Annotated in this window: 16 protein-coding genes; 6 read left to right on the top strand and 10 right to left on the bottom strand. The window is 45.5% G+C overall.

The genetic code is table 11. From position 1 onward, the window contains the following. Nucleotides 1-2,322 carry a CehA/McbA family metallohydrolase gene (locus tag MUK70_RS23785; RefSeq protein WP_234658724.1) on the top strand — a complete coding sequence of 774 codons (2,322 nt, stop codon included), beginning with the start codon at nucleotides 1-3 and terminating at the stop codon, nucleotides 2,320-2,322. 426 nt (nucleotides 2,323-2,748) lie between these two features. Here MUK70_RS23785 and MUK70_RS23780 read toward each other — a convergent pair whose 3' ends face one another. From MUK70_RS23780 to MUK70_RS23745, 8 genes are all read right to left on the bottom strand, one after another. After that, nucleotides 2,749-3,063, bottom strand: a complete 315-nt coding sequence (locus MUK70_RS23780; RefSeq protein WP_234658725.1) for a DUF6787 family protein — start codon at nucleotides 3,061-3,063, stop codon at nucleotides 2,749-2,751. 9 nt (nucleotides 3,064-3,072) lie between these two features. Then, nucleotides 3,073-3,804 carry an RluA family pseudouridine synthase gene (locus MUK70_RS23775; protein ID WP_234658726.1) on the bottom strand — a complete coding sequence of 244 codons (732 nt, stop codon included), beginning with the start codon at nucleotides 3,802-3,804 and terminating at the stop codon, nucleotides 3,073-3,075. Nucleotides 3,805-3,831: 27 nt separating this feature from the next. After that, nucleotides 3,832-4,650, bottom strand: a complete 819-nt coding sequence (panB, locus tag MUK70_RS23770) for a 3-methyl-2-oxobutanoate hydroxymethyltransferase (RefSeq protein WP_234608725.1) — start codon at nucleotides 4,648-4,650, stop codon at nucleotides 3,832-3,834. 45 nt (nucleotides 4,651-4,695) lie between these two features. Beyond that, entirely contained in the window at nucleotides 4,696-6,033 is a 1,338-nt protein-coding gene (locus MUK70_RS23765; RefSeq protein WP_234658727.1) for a murein hydrolase activator EnvC family protein, read from the bottom strand. A gap of 98 nt (nucleotides 6,034-6,131) precedes the next feature. Next, nucleotides 6,132-6,986: a lipoprotein insertase outer membrane protein LolB1 gene (gene lolB1 / locus MUK70_RS23760; RefSeq protein WP_234658728.1), complete on the bottom strand. Its 855-nt coding sequence runs from the start codon at nucleotides 6,984-6,986 to the stop codon at nucleotides 6,132-6,134. Next, nucleotides 6,976-8,727 (bottom strand): tetratricopeptide repeat protein, encoded by a 1,752-nt coding sequence (locus MUK70_RS23755; protein ID WP_234658730.1) that lies wholly within the window; start codon nucleotides 8,725-8,727, stop codon nucleotides 6,976-6,978. The genes lolB1 and MUK70_RS23755 overlap by 11 nt, the downstream gene beginning before the upstream one ends. Before the next feature lie 201 nt (nucleotides 8,728-8,928). Further along, nucleotides 8,929-11,361 (bottom strand): TonB-dependent receptor plug domain-containing protein, encoded by a 2,433-nt coding sequence (locus MUK70_RS23750; RefSeq protein ID WP_234658732.1) that lies wholly within the window; start codon nucleotides 11,359-11,361, stop codon nucleotides 8,929-8,931. A gap of 25 nt (nucleotides 11,362-11,386) precedes the next feature. Beyond that, on the bottom strand, nucleotides 11,387-12,721 hold the full coding sequence (locus MUK70_RS23745) for an APC family permease (protein WP_234658734.1): 1,335 nt from the start codon (nucleotides 12,719-12,721) through the stop codon (nucleotides 11,387-11,389). Between the two features lie 269 nt (nucleotides 12,722-12,990). Between MUK70_RS23745 and MUK70_RS23740 the strand changes: the two genes are divergently transcribed. Together MUK70_RS23740 and MUK70_RS23735 are read left to right on the top strand one after the other, a co-directional pair. Continuing rightward, on the top strand, nucleotides 12,991-13,722 hold the full coding sequence (locus tag MUK70_RS23740; RefSeq protein ID WP_234658736.1) for a dioxygenase family protein: 732 nt from the start codon (nucleotides 12,991-12,993) through the stop codon (nucleotides 13,720-13,722). Between the two features lie 14 nt (nucleotides 13,723-13,736). Beyond that, nucleotides 13,737-14,420: a pirin family protein gene (locus MUK70_RS23735; protein ID WP_234658737.1), complete on the top strand. Its 684-nt coding sequence runs from the start codon at nucleotides 13,737-13,739 to the stop codon at nucleotides 14,418-14,420. Between the two features lie 71 nt (nucleotides 14,421-14,491). Here MUK70_RS23735 and atpC read toward each other — a convergent pair whose 3' ends face one another. Together atpC and atpD are read right to left on the bottom strand one after the other, a co-directional pair. Continuing rightward, nucleotides 14,492-14,734, bottom strand: coding sequence for an ATP synthase F1 subunit epsilon (gene atpC, locus MUK70_RS23730; protein ID WP_234608733.1), 243 nt, complete (start codon nucleotides 14,732-14,734; stop codon nucleotides 14,492-14,494). A 100-nt stretch (nucleotides 14,735-14,834) separates the two neighbouring features. Beyond that, nucleotides 14,835-16,349 carry a F0F1 ATP synthase subunit beta gene (atpD, locus tag MUK70_RS23725; RefSeq protein WP_234608734.1) on the bottom strand — a complete coding sequence of 505 codons (1,515 nt, stop codon included), beginning with the start codon at nucleotides 16,347-16,349 and terminating at the stop codon, nucleotides 14,835-14,837. A 177-nt stretch (nucleotides 16,350-16,526) separates the two neighbouring features. Here atpD and MUK70_RS23720 point away from each other — a divergent pair, with 177 nt between their 5' ends. The 3 genes from MUK70_RS23720 to MUK70_RS23710 all read left to right on the top strand — a co-directional run bounded on the left by MUK70_RS23720 (nucleotide 16,527) and on the right by MUK70_RS23710 (nucleotide 19,823). After that, nucleotides 16,527-16,760, top strand: a complete 234-nt coding sequence (locus MUK70_RS23720) for a DUF433 domain-containing protein (protein WP_234658738.1) — start codon at nucleotides 16,527-16,529, stop codon at nucleotides 16,758-16,760. After that, nucleotides 16,760-17,071, top strand: a complete 312-nt coding sequence (locus MUK70_RS23715) for a DUF5615 family PIN-like protein (protein WP_234658739.1) — start codon at nucleotides 16,760-16,762, stop codon at nucleotides 17,069-17,071. Before MUK70_RS23720 ends, MUK70_RS23715 begins: the two co-directional genes overlap by 1 nt. Before the next feature lie 88 nt (nucleotides 17,072-17,159). Beyond that, on the top strand, nucleotides 17,160-19,823 hold the full coding sequence (locus MUK70_RS23710) for a tetratricopeptide repeat protein (protein ID WP_234658740.1): 2,664 nt from the start codon (nucleotides 17,160-17,162) through the stop codon (nucleotides 19,821-19,823). The last annotated feature ends 16 nt before the right edge of the window (nucleotides 19,824-19,839 follow it).

Below are 19,839 nucleotides of genomic sequence, written 5' to 3'. Positions count from 1 at the left end.
ATGAAAAAATCCACGCTCTTCATCATTCAACTTTTTTTCCCGTTTGTGCTGCTTGCACAGCATCACGAGCACACTGCGCAGACGCGGGCAACAGCCGTGGAGGCACAGCCTCTGCTGGCGCAGGCATTGCGGATACAGGAAGCGCTCACATTTTCCGGCAATGCGCTGGCACCGGACGATGCAAAGAAGCTGAATGCGTTGCGCAACAAGCCGCTGACACAGGAAACGGTTGTTGAAATACAAAAAATATTCGATCCCTATTGCCTTAATGTGGTGGATATCAACCCAGAAGGGCGTGTTAAGGTGTTGCGTGGGGCTGCCAAGCCAACATTAATACAAGGTGGCTGGACAAGTTATCTGGTCAAAATTCACAATGATGCAGGCATTACGGCTAAGATGCAAGCCGAAAGTCCGAATGCTGCAAAACCCTATCATTCTCCTTCTTTCGAGCCAAAGGTCAAGAAAGAACACGAACTGACACAGGGACAAACAGCGAACCGGTTTGCCGACATTCAAATGTATACCAGGCCGCCTTTGCAGGAAAATCTGACGGGCCTTAAACTGGAATATGCCATTGTGCAGCTCTATTCCAAAGACGCCGGCCAACGGGACATTGAGGTTGCTTATAATGTTGGCCAGGGCTCACAGGATCTTGGTTTCAGGAATTCTACCCACATTCTTTTTAATGTAAAACCCGCTGTAAAAGTGAAGTTTGATGTCAAAGATGTGGACGGTAAACCTGCTATGGCATCCTTCCTCATCACCGACGGACAGGCGCATGCTTCGGGAAAATTTTCCGGCATCTATCCGCTCCCATCGCGTCGCGTAGCGGCATTCGACACTTATCCTGACTTCTTCTTTCAGCCTCAGATTTACCGCGCCGACGGCGAGCATGTCATGCTTCCCGCTGGCAAATATCAGGTGACTTACACCCGCGGACCTGAGTATATTAAGCAAACCAAAGAAATTGTTGTCCCTGAAAATAAGGATTCCGTAACCGTTTCTTTTGAGCTGAAACGCTGGATACAAATGACCAAGCTCGGCTGGCACAGTGCCGACCATCACATTCACGCCGCCGGTTGCAGCCATTACGACAGCCCGACCGAGGGTGTTGACCCAAAAGATATGTGGCGCCAGGCATTGGGTGAAGACCTGAACCTGGCCGCTAACCTCGCCTGGGGGCCAAGCTGGTATCATCAAAAAACATTTTTTACTGGAAAAGACCATCCGCTGTCAGATAAAAAGAACATTATGCGCAATGATGTGGAGGTTTCCGGCTTTCCTTCGTCGCATTCAGGTCACATTGTGCTTTTGCGCATCAAAGAGGACGATTATCCGGGCACTACGCTTATTGAGCAATGGCCCAGCTGGACTGCGCCCGTGCTTTCCTGGGCCAAATCGCAAGGCGGCGTTGTAGGTTATGCGCATTCTGGCTGGGGTTTGCAGCCCTTGGAGCCAACCGATAAGTTGCCAAATTACATTGTCCCGAAAATGGACGGGATCGGTGCTAACGAGTACATTGTCACGGTTACGAACGACTTGGTAGACTTTTTCAGCGCCGGTGACACGCCTGCTCCGTGGGAACTGAACATGTATTACCACACGTTAAACTGCGGTTTCCGGCCCCGGCTAAGCGGCGAGACCGATTTTCCATGCATTACAGATGCGCGCGTTGGCCAGGCAAGGAGTTATTTCAAACCTGGCGGCCCTTATAATTATGACAATTATGTGGCTGCCATCAAATCGGGCAGAAGTTATGTTTCGGATGGAAAATCGCACATTATGGATTTTTCGGTCAATGGAAAAGAAGCTGGTGTGGGTGACAGCGAGGTTGGTGTGAAATCCAACGAAACGATCAGCATTTCGGCGAATGTTGCAGCCTATCTTCCTGAGAAACAAGATGCCACCGGTGAAACCATCGCAAAAACGTCTATTATTTTAATGCCTTACTGGGACATTGAACGTGCCAGGATCGAAAAATCCAGAACAGTCAGGGTTGAGTTGATTGTGAATGGAGAAGCTGTTGACACGACAGAAATTAATGCGGATGGCGCGGTGAATAATGTGAAATTCAGCTATAAGCCTGTTAAATCAGGCTGGGCGGCTATACGGGTTTATCCCAGCTCACATTCCAATCCGGTTTTTATAAAAGTCGATAATAAGCCGGTTATCGAGAAAAAAAGCGCGGAATGGTGTCTTGCGACATTGAATCAATGCTGGAAAATGAAAGAGCCAAACATCCGTGCAGCGGAAAAAAAGGCTGCGGAAGCGGCCTATGAAGAGGCCCGGAAGAAATATCAGGCGATTATTGCTCATCCGTAATTTCTGCGGAGCGCATTTACAAATGTCGTTACATGCCTGCGGCATTTCGCATTTTCCAATCCATTGACATTGCTACCAATATTACTCGCCTCTGGCATTGTGCGTTTTCCGATTTATTGACATTGCTACCAATATTGTATGCCTCCGGCATTAGCGCGGCAAAAAATATCACGTGCCTCCCGCAGCAACACAAGTCGCAGAGCGACGTAATATCGGTAGCAAAAAAAGGTAGGGCGATTTTTTGAATCCCGGCAGGGATGAAACAACATGAAAAATGCAGGTGACGCGAGCAAATGTTGTTACATGCCACCGGCATTTAGCATTCGCCGGCAGCGACGTAATACTGGTAGCACAAAAAGTTGGTGTGAATTATTAATCCCAGCAGGGATGAAAAAACTACATGAAAGATGCACGTGGCGTGAACAACTACTTCGCTGTATTCTTTCTTTTAAAAATGCTTCCAATCCTGGCAAACATTCGTTTTTCGAATTCCCAGAAGAAATCAAATTTTCCCCAAATCCAGCCCCATGCCAGCAAAATGACTTGGTATAATGGTAATATAATGAGGATATTAATCGTCCAGCGAAGCCAGGCTGGCGACTCTGGTGTTAAGCCAATCAAATAAAATAATCCGCGTTTTGCATATAAAACCGAAAACCCCGTACATGCGAAAACGATCAGAATGACTAACACATCCCAACCGTTTCGTACATTCCAGCGTTCTTTCAGTTTCTCGATCATCGGGCGGTTTTATTCATAAAGAAAATCCAGATGCTCGGGTTTGATTTCGTCATTATCCAATGATAAGAATTCTTCCCAGAATGGATCATTAGGGACTCCTGCCTTGCAAATGATCGGCTCTGTTTTCACAGGATGCTCAAAATACAGTCTGCGTGCATGCAGGTTAATGTTGTTATCACGATTTCCAACCGGGTAACCATATTTCACATCACCGCGGATCGGGCAATTCATCGATGCAAGCTGTACGCGGATCTGATGCGGACGGCCTGTAACCGGCGTTACTTCCAGCAAATGAAATTTATTGATCTCTCCCAGCCAGCGGTAAGACAGCTCCGCACGCTGTGTTCCGGGTTTTTCGAAGTCGTAAGCTGTGGTAACATTGCGCGACTCGTCTTTGGAAAGATAATGAACCAACTTCCCTTTTTTCTCCGCCGGACGGTTCTTAACAATCGCCCAATATGTTTTCTGAACATCGCGCTTACGGAAAATTTCGTTCATCCGCTCCAACGCCTTTGATGTTTTTGCAAATACAACGAGTCCGCTAACCGGCCTGTCCAGCCTGTGCACGGTGCCCAGGAACACCGCACCCGGTTTGTTGTATTCTTCCTTAATATATTCTTTCACCATATCGAGCAGACATTTGTCTCTGGTCACGTCTCCCTGCACCAGGATACCCGGCTCTTTGTTGACAATAATCAGGTGATTGTCTTCGTATATGATCTGAAATGGTCGATTTGACATATAATTAGTTCTTTACTTTTTAAAAGGTTAGTATGATTCCTGTTCATTTGGAAATGATTTACCTTTTACATCTTTTATATAATTTGATATTGCGTCCGTCATGACGCCGTTCAGATCGGCGTAGCGGCGTAAGAATCTGGGTTTAAACTCTTTATTTATTCCCAAAAGATCATGCAAAACCAAAATCTGACCGTCTGCATGCGGTCCTGCTCCTATTCCGATCGTTGGAATGGTAACTGTTTCTGAAACTTGTTTCGTTAATGAGGAAGGAATTTTTTCCAAAACAACCGAAAAACACCCTACTTCTTCTAGCATCCGCGCATCTTCAATTAACTTCTGCGCCTCCGCCTCCTGCTTAGCCCGCACGGTGTAAGTGCCAAACTTATAAATAGACTGCGGCGTAAGCCCCAAATGCCCCATTACCGGCACGCCTGCGCTCAATATGCGGGTGATGGAATCTTTTATTTCCAATCCGCCTTCCAGCTTCACTGCGTGCGCCCCCGACTCCTTCATAATACGGATCGCCGAATTCAATGCTTCACGTGAATTTCCCTGATATGATCCAAAAGGCAAATCCACAACGACCAATGCTCTTTTTACAGCCCTTACCACCGATGTAGCGTGGTATATCATCTGGTCAATCGTAATTGGCAAAGTCGTTTCATGGCCGGCCATTACATTCGACGCCGAATCTCCTACCAGGATCAATTCCACGCCTGCAGCGTCCACAATGCCAGCCATGGAATAGTCATAGGCGGTAAGGCAGGATATTTTCTCCCCACGGGTTTTCATTTCCTGAATAATGTGGGTAGTAACGCGCTTTATATCAGGAGTATGGATAGACATAATCTTGGATCAAAATGAGTAAATAATAAATTCCTGCCACTTGGCTTACCTGTGAATCAGCCAGCTTTCAGGATTGAGACGCGACGTATTTTTCCAGATCTGGAATTGCAGTTCGGAAGTGCCATCACTGTCGGTGGCCACTCTGCCGATATTTTCACGGGCTTTTACCTTTTGTCCGGCTCGTACCGTAACCCCGTTCATCTTTGCATAAATCGTCATGTAATTGCCATGCTGGATCGCTACAACATTGCCCATTCCAGGCATTTCCGTCACATCCAGCACTACGCCGTCATAAACTGAGCGAACCGGCTCACCAGCCGTCGTCTGAATGTCAACACCCAGGTTATCAACCATTACACCCTTCAAAACGGCATGCGGCCTCTGACCAAAGTGACCTGATACGAATCCTTTCACCGGCCAGGGTAATCTGTTTTGCGATGCTGTGAACGATGATGCAAGCGTCGTTTCTTCCTCGCTCATTCCACCCGAGCTGACTGGCGCTTCTTCCTCAGGTTCAGCGACGACAGCCACCTCGCCTTTTTTCTCTCGTTCTGCATTTTCACGCGCCAGTCTTTCCCGTTCAGCCTTTCTCCTGGCCTCTCTTTCTTCCCTTTCCTTGCGCTCACGCTCTATACGCTCGCGCCGCTCGCGTTCCGCAATACGACGAATATTGGCTTCCAGAAAATCCGTAGCCCGTTTATTTTCAGCAATTTGCTTCCTGAGCTCAACTTCCTTCTGGGAAAGCTCCTGAATCACTTCGTTTTGTTTCGTTTTCAGGCCTTCCAGTTTTGTACTTTCGGTCACACGCGTGTTTAAAACCGTTTTTTGCTGATCTTGCTTCACAGTAATGCGCCTGCGTTCGGCCATCAGTCGTTCCTGGACGATCTCCATTTCCTTCACTTGCCCCTGCCGCGCTTCTGTATATTGCTTGAGATATTTGTAGCGAAGCACAAGCTGATTGAATGTTCCGGAGGAAAACAGGAAAACCAATTGATTGAAATAAACATTCCTTTTTGAAGCCTCATAGATCATATGACCGTACTCGGTTTTCAGTTTGGCCAAGCTACTATCCAGCGACTGCCTTTTTGTCTCGAGAACCCTTAACTCCTTGTTAAGCAGGTCCAGATCATCCGAAAGCAGGTCAATTTGTTTTTTATATGTATTGATTTGCTGGTTAAGCGCTTTCAATTGGCCGAGGTTGACATTCTTTTGGGAAGACGTCTGGCGCAAAATACTTTGAATTTCCTTGATCTTGTTCTGGTTTTCGCTCTTTTCACGTTCGAGCTGCTCGCGCGTTTTTTGCGCGTAGGCACCTAGGGACGTACAAAAGATGAACGTTAGCAGTAATAGTAAACGACGAAAATACGGTTTTTGAAAGGGCATACAGTTTATTCTTGCGGCCAAAATTCCTGGAAAAGGCAGGCAAAGTTAAGCAGACTTGGGGTTTTTGACCCTATGATCTCCCACAGACCTGCTGATTTTTACCTTTTTCGCTTATAGGAAGCCGGTACGCTAAACGGAAATCCTGGATTCTGTGTAACCAGATCGACCTTACTATGCTTAATGTGCATAGTGGTATGATTTACTTGCTGGTCTTTCTGTGACTTGACATTCAAGTCAATGTGGCTTGTGAAAGGGAAAAGAAAGCTCTTTACATCCTTAAAATCAGAATAATCCAGTGTAAAAGTGTTCTGCGTTGGCACTTCTGTTGCTTTGAGCCGCGCAAGCTTCTGGTTGCTTTCGCCGATGTAATTATCTACTTGCAAACGCTCTACGATCTGTTTCAGCACAAAGAACTCATTTTCCTTCGCAAAGCGGGAATCCGGTTGCTGCGGAAAGGGCAAATTGCCGATTATTACAGATTGTAAAAGCGCAAAATTCAAATCGAAATTATACTGTTTGCTGAGTTGCTCGTAATTGAAGACGAAGTAATCTTTGTGAATTTTGTCCATAAAGACGATGGAATCGCGGGTTATAAGTCCACGGGCCACTTCAAAACCTACACCCGTTACCGAAAGCCAGATAATGCTGTCTTTCTTCATCCTGATGTTGATATTGGTGTTATCAAAATCCTGCGATTTACTCTTGAAATCAACTTTCGACTTGGCAACCAGATAGTCAAAAGAAATGGAATTGACCTTAACAGCCTCCAATCCATTCGCAGCTGAGGAATCTGCGGGTGCAGCTTTCGCAAGTGAATCTACTAAATTGGGGGCAGCATTAACCAGCGAATCAGAAGGAATAGCATTATTATTTTTGGAGGAACGGGGCTTGTGGCAGGCAGCCAGGGAAATCATAAAGATGGCGACCATCCAAACCGTAATTTTATTGCTCATGTAATGCACCTGTTGCTATTTTTTTGTCAAGAAGTTCGGTCGTCTCTCCCATGCTTTTGGCCTTTTTCCATTGCGCAACGGCATTGTCACGCTCACCAAGTTTGAAAAGTACGTCTCCATAATGCTCAACAATCGTGCCACTTACGCTGCTGGTGTCCGCCATTGCCCTTTCCAGGAACTCCTTCGCTTTTTTATAGTCTTTCCGCACATACAGCACCCAGGCATGCGTGTCCAGGTAAGTTGGATTATCCTTATGTTCCTGAACCAGTTTGGCCGACATCTTTAACGCCAGATCAAGCTTTTCACCACGCAAGGACAAGTAATAGCTATAATTATTCAAAACATAATCATTGTTGGGATTGTCTTTTAACGAGAGCTCGTAGGCAGCATCAGACTTTTCATGATCACCCAGACCATTATAAGCATCGCCCATTTGCGCATGAATGACCGGGATCAGTTCAGGCTTATCGCCAATCAGTTTCAGGCTTTCTTCAAAAGACGAAAGTGCTTCTTTAAAGTTTTTCTTGGCCAGTTGTGCAGTGCCATTGGAATACCAGAAAATACCCTGGTTAGGAAAAATTTCAAGTGCCTTTTCCGAATGAACAAGCATGCTATCCACTTGATTCAGATCACTATCCAATTGTAAAATAGCTCCCCAAACCTGGAAAACCGAACCATCGATCCGTGCGGCTTTTGCATACAAATCACGCGCCTCAGCCTTTTTATTCTGCCGTATAAGCAGATCGGCATAGATCACATTCGTGCGGGACTCGTTCGGATGCGTTTCGGAAAGCTGTTTGGCTAATGATATCGCTTCCACAATTTCAGCATCGGTTTTGAGCATGGTCAGATAACCAGTCAAAACTCGTATTTTGGGGTCTGAGTCAAGATTAGGATTGGCAAAAACCAGTTTTAATTCCTGATTGCACTTCTGCACATCACCATTTCGTCGATATATGTCGGCCAGCAAAACGTGCGCCTGCGCCTCATCGGGATTCACTTTAAGGGCTTCTTCCAGCGGGGCCACTGCCTCAACGATCCGTTCATTTGCAATGAGCATTTCGGCCAGTTCCACAAGGTAACTCACTTCACCTGGTTCGGCGGCAATCAATTTTTTTGCCTCCGCAAGCGCTTTTTCCAGGTTATTTTGTCTCAAATAAAGCTGCTCCTTCTGGTGCGTAATCTCTTCCGTTACACCCAATGATTTTTCCAGAACATTATACGTTTCAATGGCCTTATCAAACTGATCATTAAACACATACACGGCGGCCAGCTCAACACCGTACTGAATGTTTCCCGGATTTTTTTGTAAGAGTTTTTCGTAAATCTGCGCTGCATCGGAATATTTCCGGCGCTTCGCGTACAATTCGGCAAGTTGCTGTGAATAGTAAGTATTTTCTTTGTCAAGATCGAAGGCCTTTTTTGCGGAAACAATGGCATCATCGTATTTTTCCAGCTTAATAAGCGCCGTGGCAAGTAAATAATGGCTGGCCGGATCGTTTCCGCTGCTCTGCGCCAGCTTTTGAAAGATCGGAAGTGCTCGCTCCGGCTCATCTTTCATCATGAACTTCATTCCTTCTGCCGCCAGTGACTCCTCTTCCAGCCGCAGGCTTGTCGTTCCCGATTTTTCGGGTTCTTTTTCCCGATCCTTACCGCGACGCTGTGCTTGCACATTTTCTGTGACAAACAACCTCGCAATGAGGCAGATAAGCAGGGTCCATTTTATATATTCAGTCCTCATAATTCTATCTAAACAAAGTCAGATCCGAAGACGTGACAAGCCATTTTAACTTAAAGATCAAAGTTATCAATTTTTGTCTGTATGATTTGTCCGGTCGACAGGCCGAATAAGATTAGTAACGTTCAAAATACGGTATTCTTATCTGGAAATCAGCAGACTTGCAAAGTTTTGAAGACTTTCTAAGTCCTGAGGATGCGTCTATTAATCAACTGAATAGCTCGTTTTCCCGAATCCCGGAATGCCGGTTGTGCTTAATGCTTCCGCACGGATGTCAATATTTGTAACCGCATCTGTATTAAAATACGTAAATCTGGCCTTTCCCTGCTTATTAGTCTTCAAAACAGGAGCCCAGAAAAGTGTAGAGCGATAGTCGGGATTCACATTCTGCGGCTTGCTAATCTCATAAGTTGGTGCGTAAAATTCTTTTGGAACATTAAAACCCGCTATTTTCGAAACCAGCACACCCGGAACAACATCCTGCGAATAATCATAATTCTCATTGCCCCTTTTCGTCAGAATCGAAATGACACCGTTACCTCCGCGACTTCCAAAAATGGCCGCTGACGGACCTTTTAAAACGTCGATGGACTCCACATCAAAAGTGTTCAGGTTCGAGATCATATCCTTGTCGACAGGCATGCCATCCAACACAAACAACGGTTCCCCGCGATTTCCGCGGATATAAACCGAAGCATTCATCCCGGAGCCAACCACTTGAACACCAGCCACTCTGCCAGCAAGGATGTCGAGAATACTTCTTCCTCCGGACGCCATTTGCGTCGTCACTTTGATCGAAGCGTCTGCTGAGCCGTATATTTTCCTCGAATCGCGCTGCACCTCTTTTTTTCCTTTAATGGTCACCTCCTGCAATAACCGTTCCCGGCTTTGCCTGATTTTCCGCGCTATTTCCTGGTCTTGCTCAGCCCTTTTCAGGTATTCCAAAAGTTGCTTGGCATCCACCGTTACGGGATAAAATGGCACTTTTAGGAAGGTGGCCCGCGGCGCGGCAAACGGGTCGAGCCGAAAATTAAGATTCGCATTTCCTTTCTTGTTCATTCCTTGCAGCCTAATCTTCAAAGAATCCGCGAAAACAAGGTTATATATTCCAAATCGGCCGTTTTCATCCGTTTCCGAGGTCATGAATGTATTGAGGCTGTCATTGCTCAAATACATGGAAAGCATTACTTTTTCATTAAGCTTCTTGTTGTTACGCTTGACTTCACCTTCCAATGTAACACCTTGTTCAATAAAGCGTTGCGGTGCGGCAAGGGAGTCGGCAAGCACGTCTTCCCATTTAAACCTCGTCCAGCCTTGGGTGGTCATCAGATAATCCAGATGTATTTTACGCTCCGATTTCGCTGGGTCAAAATAATAGGCGGGCTGCTCTACAAAGCCTCTCAAATCGGATGAAAGCAACAGGTAGGACACGATATTTTCATCATTCGGCTGTTGCAGTATCTGGCCGCCATCCGTAACAGCAACGGAAACGTCGGCTTCAACCGGATTCCCCGCAGAATCGGAAACAGCAATCTCGATCTCTGCTTTTTCACGCGGCTTGTAAGTGGTTTTAGTGGAAATAATTTTAATGTTAAGGCTCCTGTTATGATTGATAAATACCAGCCTTTCACTGACCGGCTTACTCTGCTCATCAAAAAGAGTCAGATGTGTAATTCCATCAGGCAGTCCTGTGGTAGGCAAATTCAGCATCAAGCCTTTCGCTGTAACTTTACCCTTGGCAACGAAGGCCACAATGCCTCTGGAATGCCCTACAATGTGTATCCCCGACTCCTGTTTTCCCGGCATTTTACAGTAAACTATTACGCGCATTTTCAGCGGGTTGGAAAGGTTGTCCACGATCATTGTATAGCCGCTCTCCATCACTTTGGGAAAATCGAATCGGGAAATCTGCCCGTCCTTGCCTTTTGCAAACGCATCGTAAACATCTCCTGATTTTGGCTCAAACTGGAACCGGCCCATTCCCAGGTGATCGCTTTTGTAAAAAGCCACCGTGTCCTTGTTTTGGTTGAGAATAAAACCATTTACATCTTCTCCGAGACCATTCCCGGCAACCGCTTTAAATGCAACGCGGGTGTTAATGCCTGCAATAAGCTGGCCGCCTTCGGGAAAGAATTTCAGGTCAATTGCTGCGGAGGCAGCTGGTTCGGCAATGTTTTCAGGATCAAAGAGATAGATATCCTTTTGGAAAAAATAATCTTCTGAAAAATTGCGCATCCAATTGGTGTAAGCCCGGATCGTGTAAGCGCCTTTTACAATGGAGTCGGCAAGCACAATTTCCCCATGCCCAATCCCGCCAGATAGCTGCACCCGCCGTAAGGCTACATTTTTTCCTGTCCGCTGCTCGATCAGGTCCACATACAGTAAATTACTGGCACTGTCGGCAAGGTGAAGCGAGCCTTCTACCAGATAACTTTTAAACCACAGCGTGTCGCCGGTTGTAAAATAGGGCTTATCCAGATGCAGATAAGCTTTTTCTTGGGGAAAAACCCTGCGATAATCCAGCAATTTGGCGGCAATGTGCTGGGTAAAGTCATCATTAACCGACTGAAAACCAGCCAGCAATAGTAGGAGGGACGGAGCGAGAAATTTTTTTAGGGCGTTGTTGATCCATGGCATATTTCTAATGTTAAATGGCTAAATATTAACGGTTCAGCCGGCTCACAAGCAGGTAAGCTGGATAACTGATAACGAGAAAAAGTAGTGCATACTGGCTGCTCTCAATATCCTGAATGACCGCACCAACCAAAAATGCTATGGATAAAAACAGCATGATAATGGGCAAAACAGGATAGGCGGGCACTTTCCAGGGACGCGGCAGCTCAGGTTCCTTCTTCCGTAATGCTAATAAGGACGCAAACCCCGAAGTATAACCTAAGACGAAAAAGAATGTTGCAATGTCCGAGAGCTTCTCCGTAGCATTTTTGCCAATGAGGATTAATGTAATGGCGACCGCGGAAGTTATCAGCATGGCAACCGCTGGCGTTCCTCCCTTGTTAACCGCCGTTCCGCCACGAAAAAACAACCCATCGCGGCTCATAGAATATAAAACACGCGGATTAAAAAGCAATTGCGCATTCACGATTCCCAAGATAGAAATCATCAGGAAAAGGGTCACAATCTTGCCTGAACCTTCGCCAAAAATCAGCCTGATCGAATCCGCAGCGGCCAGCTTCGACTGGGATAATTCATTCATCGGCAACACATGCAAAATGGCGAGATTACAGAGCAGATAAATGACAATGATCAGCAAAACCCCTCCAATCATCGAACGCGGCAGGTTTTTGGTCGGATCACGGTCTTCTTCTGAAAAATATGCTGCTGTGTGCCAGCCGTCGTAAGTGTAAAAAATCGCTTGTAACGAAAAAATCACGGGCGCGATCCAGCTGCCTGTTTCTACAATTTTGCTGGTCGTCAGCTGCGCTTGTTCTGCGGTAACTTCGTCTCCATAAATGAAGCAAACGGCCACAAAAATGAACAATCCCAAACCTTTGAGCACACTCATTACGTTTTGAAAACTGCTCGCCAGCGCTAGTCCGATCCAATGGATGCCGGTCAGAATTAACAGCATGCCAGCCGCTACATAAGGCTCGTAACCGACGAATGCGGGCATAAGCAGCGCTAGATATTCACTCATTGTGTAAACGCCGAAGCCCAATGCAGAACAGGTTCCTAACCAGCTGTTTATCCCTACCACAAACCCCGCGTAATTGCCAAAAGCGCGTTGTGCATAAATGTACCAGGCGCCGGCTTTCGGCATAGACGTGCCCAATTCAATGGTGCACAATGTTCCCAGAAAAGCGTACAAGCTCACAGCGGCCCAAAGTCCCATGATAAGCCAGTAATCCCCCAGCTGCGCTGCAATAGGGCCTGGTTTTCTGAGAATGCCGGTTCCGATTGTGCCACCAACCGTAACAGCGACGCCAAATCCGACACCAAGGATTTTGAAAAGTTCGTTTTTAGCTGCTGGTTGCTGCATAGGGAGAGTGAAGTTGTGCTTTCCGAAAATAGGAAAACTTTTTCTTTTTGTAACCCGCTACATTGTTAATGCTTAATATTGCAAACAAACCGTTGACTTTCAGCCTTAATATTGAGGCCAAATCTTTGGATCATTCACCTCGCAGGCTGGCTTCTATTTCTAGGCCTTCCCATAACAGGCGGCTAATCACCGACACTTCAACCACCCACTGCAACATTCGCACCATTTAATGCGATTATGTATTCAGAATCATGAACTGTCTGAAAAAAATGGAACGTAAAGAATTTTTAAAAAGAGGATTTTCCGCACTGGGCTTTGCTGCGATTATGCCGATGATCAGCTGCTCAGGCAATACGGTTGACACCATGGAAACGGGAACTGAAACAACAAGCGGAACCACAACCGGTTCTGCATCAGGAACCTGCACCGTAACCGCATCTGAGACCGCCGGACCATTCCCTACAAAAACGCCGGGCAGCCTGGTAACAAATGACATTACTTCTGACAGGGAAGGAACGAAGTTATCAATCAAAATAACGATCCAGAATCTGAACAAAAGCTGTGAAGGATTGCCCGATGCGCTTGTCGACATATGGCATTGCGACGCAGGTGGAAACTATTCCGAATATGGGGGATCAGGGATGCAATCGACGAACTATACCCATGTACATTTCCTGAGAGGCCGACAAACCACTGACGCCAATGGATTGGTCACATTTACAAGCATTTACCCCGGTTGGTATTCTGGCCGTGCGCCGCACATTCACGTGCACGTGTATAATGCGAGCGGAAAATCGTTGCTGGTAACGCAAATTGCATTTCCGGAAGCGATCAGCAAAGTAGTTTATGCACAGGGCGTTTACGCAAGTCACGGACAAGCGGATACTAGCAATGCAAGGGACAATGTGTTCAGCGATGGCACTTCCACGGAAATGCCAACTGTAACAGGCAGCGTATCAGCTGGATACGAACTTACCCATGCAATCATTGTGAGCGCATAACAATCGTTGCATAAATGGATACAGAAGCACAGATTTATCTTCAAAGCCGGCGAGGGCATTTCCAGACGGAAGGTTACCGTGCATTTTATACCTTCAACTTTGAACATTACGAAGCTGAAAATCGGGAGCCGTCAGGAACTTTGCTGGCTTTGAATGATGAAACGCTTTTGCCTCAATTTTCGCGGAAAGTTAATGTTAATGAGCCTGTTCAAATTGTTTTATTACCACTCGTGGGTGCTATTGAAATTGACGAAGGGAAAGGAGATGTGCTATATGTTGATTCCGGAGAATCACTTTGTGTTACGGTGATGCCGGGTGATAATTTTGTAATGACGAACCCGTATCCGTACCAATCCGTTAATTATCTACAAATCAGGCTTTTGGCAGATAATCCGCCGATCCAAAAAAAAGCTGTAAATGCCTTTGACCTAAACAATAAAAATACGCTTATTCCAATATTGGATTTCGTCGGCAGCTCCGGAAAGCAGGTAATAGGAAAGTATGAAGGACGCCAGGATGGCCTCTACATTTGCAAAAATCCAGCAAATAGCATCTTCATTTTCATCATCGAAGGCGCATTCGAAGTCCAAAACAGGCTGCTCGAGAAGCGCGATGGCCTTTCTCTGAGGAATGTTTCAGAAGTTGAGTTTGAAGCATTATCCAACGATGCGATTATTTTGATCCTGGAATCTGCTTAACTTACTGAGCCGTTTAAACACAAAAAAGCAGATGTCGCTGACGCAACACCTGCTTTTCTATTTAGTATATCTTACAGAACAGATTCTGCCAGAACGAGAACTTTGTTGTTAAGCACTTCTACAACGCCGCCATCGATCAGGTAAGTTTGTTTTGCGGCTCCTGTATCCACAACCACATCACCTTTGCCCAGTGTGCTAACCAGCGGTGCGTGACGGTTTAGAACCTGAAACTGTCCTTCAGTACCCGGCAATGTAACGGCATTTGCCTCTCCGGCAAACACTTTCTTATCTGGGGTGATGATTTCTAAATGCATGAGTTTTTAAGTTTATAAGTTCAAGAGTTTAGAGTTAATGAGTCTAGTGCACCCAAAGAGCAGTCTACGAGAATAACTCATAAACTCTAAACTTTTAACTCTATCTCGTTGCTTCTGCAAGCATTTTTTCTCCTTTTGCCTGCGCATCTTCGATTGTTCCAACCAGGTTGAAAGCCATTTCAGGAAGGTGGTCATAGCTTCCGTCCATGATCAGGTTGAAACCTTTGATTGTATCATTAATATCAACCAATGTTCCTTTCAAACCTGTGAATTGCTCTGCAACAAAGAATGGCTGAGACAAGAAACGCTCAACACGACGGGCGCGTGAAACGACCAGCTTATCTTCGTCAGAAAGTTCTTCCATACCAAGGATTGCAATGATATCCTGCAATTCCTTATAACGCTGAAGAATGTTCTTGACACGCTGTGCGCAATCATAATGTGCTGCACCCAATGTTTCCGCATTCAAAATCCTTGAAGCTGAATCGAGTGGATCCACGGCAGGGTAAATTCCTTTTTCAGAAACTTTACGGCTTAATACTGTCGTTGCGTCCAAGTGAGCAAATGTTGTCGCAGGAGCGGGGTCAGTCAAGTCATCCGCAGGCACGTAAACGGCTTGTACAGATGTAATTGAACCGCGTTTTGTAGATGTAATGCGTTCCTGCATCTGTCCCATTTCCGTTGCCAATGTTGGCTGATAACCCACCGCAGAAGGCATACGTCCCAAAAGGGCCGAAACCTCAGAACCTGCTTGTGTAAAGCGGAAAATGTTGTCGATAAAGAAAAGAATATCGCGACCCTGACCTTCGCCATCTCCGTCACGGAAATACTCAGCCATTGTCAATCCTGAAAGTGCAACACGGGCACGTGCGCCAGGAGGTTCGTTCATTTGTCCGAAAACGAAAGTTGCTTGCGAGTCTTTCAAAGTATTATAATCCACTTTTGAAATGTCCCAGCCGCCTTCTTCCATGCTGTGTTTGAATTCGTCGCCGTATTTAATGATACCAGCTTCGATCATTTCACGCATCAGGTCATTGCCTTCGCGGGTACGCTCTCCAACACCAGCAAATACAGAAAGACCTGCGTAAGCTTTTGCAATGTTGTTGATCAATTCCTGGATCAAAACGGTTTTACCAACACCGGCACCACCGAAAAGACCAATTTTACCTCCTTTTACATAAGGCGCAAGCAGGTCAATTACTTTAATCCCTGTGAAAAGGATTTCAGTTGATGTTGCAAGATCTTCAAACTTAGGAGCTGAACGGTGAATTGAAATACCATTCGAATTGTCAAGCGGTGTAAGTCCGTCGATTGCTTCGCCGATCACGTTGAACAAACGTCCTTTGATCCCTTCGCCAACCGGCATTCTGATCGGTGATCCAAGGGGAGTAACCGCCATTCCGCGCTGCATCCCTTCGGTGCTGTCCATTGCAATGGTGCGGATACGATCTTCGCCCAAGTGTTGTTGACACTCAAGAACTACTCTCTGACCGTTTGATTTGATGACTTCTAACGCATCAAGGATCGACGGAATAAGTCCGCTATCCTCAAATGATACGTCTACAACCGGACCAATTACCTGCGTAATTTTTCCTATGTTTGTCGCGTTTGCCATTATATAATTTTGATTATCTCCAATGAGGTTTTTTTCAGACCGCAAAAGTAGGAGATAATTTGGTCAGTACCAAGAGTGCAAATGTTGAATTATTGGATATTTTTTAGATAGTCGGTTTGTTTTGTTGATAGTGTTGGCGGAAACGGTTAAATTTGACATAGAACATATTTGTTACAAATGAATAAGCAACTCCTGGAACGAATCACATTCAATCCGAACCTATGCGGCGGCAAACCTTGTATTCGCAACATGCGTATTCGGGTAACTGATGTTATTGAGTTGTTGGCAAACGGGCTGACCGCTGAACAGATCGTAACAGAGGAACTTCCTGATCTTGAACCGGAGGATATCACCGCCTGCCTGCTATACGCTGCGATTAAATTGAACCATCCCGTTTTGCAAGCTGCTTAATGATCATACTGGATGCCCACATTCCGCCAAGCCTTGCATTGTGGATTGCCTCTCATTACAACATTGAATGTTATTCTGCCCGATTTCTAAACTTGTGTGCAGCAGAAGACTGGGAGATATTTACGCTCGCCAAAGAACGAAATGCCATCGTTATTACCAAAGACGATGATTTTGTCTCACTCCTGAATATACATGGATGCCCGCCAAAGGTTATCTGGCTCACTTGCGGTAACACTTCAAAAGAAAGACTAAGAGAATTTTGTCTGAAAAACTGCTGCAAGCGCTGGCATTGTTGGAACAAACCGACTTAGTGGAAATTACAGGATATTAATGTTTTTCACGGTGCTGTATAGAAAAACCCTGTATTCTTACGTTTCCGAATTGTTTTAAATAAAATCTATGAAGGAATTTTTTTTCTGGAAAGTTTGGTCGCCGTCGGAGCGGAGGATGACGGCTGCGGCTTTCCTTGTTTTGCTTTTGGCGCTGATTTTTTTCGCTGTCAAAAGCATTGATCCATTAGGAAACGTTATTCGCTGGAATGTGATCAGCGAGCTGTCGGAAACGACTGCTGTAGTGGATGTCTTGCAACTCGGCGAATGGCAATATGGCGTTTCGACACCTTCACATTTGGTGACGGAAAGTTTTATGGCTTCGGTTATGGAGACTGACTTTGTATCTGTTACGCTGTTTTTAGTTTTTTCTTTGATAGGGCTGACAATCGTTCTGGCTGCATTAACCACATTGTCCAGATTTTGGTATTTAGCCGGAACAATCGTTTTTATTGTCTTCCTGGCATTCTCAAGGCTGGAAATGCTGGGTGCATTTGGAGACGCTAACCGGGCGCTTTTTCTGATAACGGTTATCCTTTACGGGGGCGTCACTTATTATTTTCATGCATTCAGGCCGGATTTCGGCATTGCAAGGCGTATTTTGGGTGTAGGCGGCGTCACTGCCTTTCTGGCTATCTTAATTGCTCTTGTTGCAAAAACCCCACTTCCAGGACTAACGGCTGCTTCCTATTCCTTTCCATTTTGGCTGCTTATAACGGTTCTGTTTCTTATCGTTGTTTCAACTGAAATTATGGCTGCGCTGGTTTGGCTTAGCACCAGTGGTTCTGTTTCGAAAGGCAAGTCAGGATTAGTTAATTTTCTTGTAATCAGCATTTTGTATTTAGTTTTACTTATTTTATTATATCTAAGAAATACAAAGCAAATCGATTGGGAATTAACACTAGTTAGCCCTGTTTTTCTAGCATTGACCGCTGCTATTCTAGGAATATGGGGTTTCAGACGCCGAGCGGACTCCACGGATGGCATTATCCCTTTCCGAAGCACTGGATTCTGGCTCTATATCGGGATGTTCATCATTGCTGTTTCCTTCACAACATATATGTCGGCGACGGCTAATGATCCGGTTTTGGAGACACTGGAAGATGTTGTGGTGCAGGGTCAACTTGCGATGAGCGTGCTGTTTTTGTTTTATGTTCTGATCAATTTCTATCCGCTTTTTCAGCAAAAACTGGCGGTATATAAGGTGCTTTACAAGCCGCTCCGGTTTGGACTCACTCAGACGCGCTTGTTTGGTTTTACAATCTTGATTGTTCTGTTTTCTATCCAAAGATTGCTGCCGGTGAACCAAGCCATTGCAGGATATTTCAATGGGTTGGGCGATTTGCATGCGAATACAGAGGAATTTTCGCTTTCGGAGCAATATTACAAGCTCGCCGTTCAGCAGGAATTTCAAAATCATAAATCCAACTACGCACTGGCTTCGCTTGCATTGCGGCAGGGCGACCGGAATGCGGCGGCTTTTTATTTCAGACAATCATTGCTTAAAAACCCCTCGCCACAAGCTTACTCCGGATTGAGCGGCATTTTGGTACAGGAAAATCTCTTTTTTGATGCCGTTTACAGCTTGCAGGAAGGCGTCAGGACATTTCCGAAAAGCGGCGAATTGCTCAACAATTTGGGCATGCTGTATTTCAAAACAAATGTGGCGGACTCGGCTTACTATTATCTCGCTAGGGCCGAAGAAACGACCAAACGCGCCGAAATTCCTGCAACAAATCTACTCGCCATTTTGGCTAAGAACACGGATTCGGGATTATTGGACTCTTTGGCGACTGCGAGTGAAAAGCGTGATTATCTTTCCTGGCAGGCAAACTGGCTTGCCGTGCAGAATTTGAGACAAAATTTTTCGGAGGAAAAATTTAATAAGAACGCTGTTCCCGCAGATTCGCTGCTAAGTGCTTCTGCGTTTGCTTACTTATTGAATTATAGTGTTAATCAAGCCAAAACTGACAGTTTTCCAGCGAAACTTTTGCCAGCATTGGCAGCAAAAAACCCGGTTCTGTCGCAGGATTTGAGCCTTGCAGCCTTATATTCTGAATTTTACAGCGGCAACAAATTAAAAGCCTTGGAAACGCTTTCCGGCTGGGCAGATGAGGATGGTGAAAAAAGCGATTTGTACCATAAAATATTGGGGCACTGGCTCTTACAGCTTGGCCTTTACGATCAGGCCATTGAAGCATTGTCGGTGGTGGAAGGCGTTGAAGGAACGATAGGAATGGCAGTGGCAAATGCTTTATCTGATAAAAAAGAAGTCGCGGTTGTGCTTTTGGATAAAATTCAGGAAAAAGAGCAAAATGCTGCCATTGAAAAATTGAAACAAACATTATTCTCCGGCGCAAAGCCAAAATCCCTCACTGATTCGTTGCTGCAACTTGCCCGGAAATCACCCTCAGACCGAAATTTTGACGATGCTGTACGCATAAATCCATTTGACGAAAAGGTCATTTCCGAAGCTTCTATGTATTTTAGACAGAAAAAATCAACTGCGAAGGCTTATAAACTGGTGCTGGATGCATTGCGGTATAATGAATACGCGCCACAACTCTGGGAACAATATGCGTATCTGAGTTTAGAACAAGGTTTAATCGTGCAGGGAAATGAAGGGGAGGAAAAGGTGAGACAATACGCATTGCCTGCCGATTATCAGCAATTTATGACTCGCTATCAGCCTATGCGGGCTCTTATCGAAAAACAAAGGGCGGAATTTCAGTGATTTAATATTTTAGGGA

Origin of the sequence: Dyadobacter chenwenxiniae (genome assembly GCF_022869785.1) — a bacterium.
In the GTDB taxonomy this organism is placed as follows: Bacteria; Bacteroidota; Bacteroidia; order Cytophagales; family Spirosomataceae; genus Dyadobacter; species Dyadobacter chenwenxiniae.
Note: the sequence above shows the minus strand (reverse complement) of the source record. Positions and strands in the feature narration are given on the sequence as shown.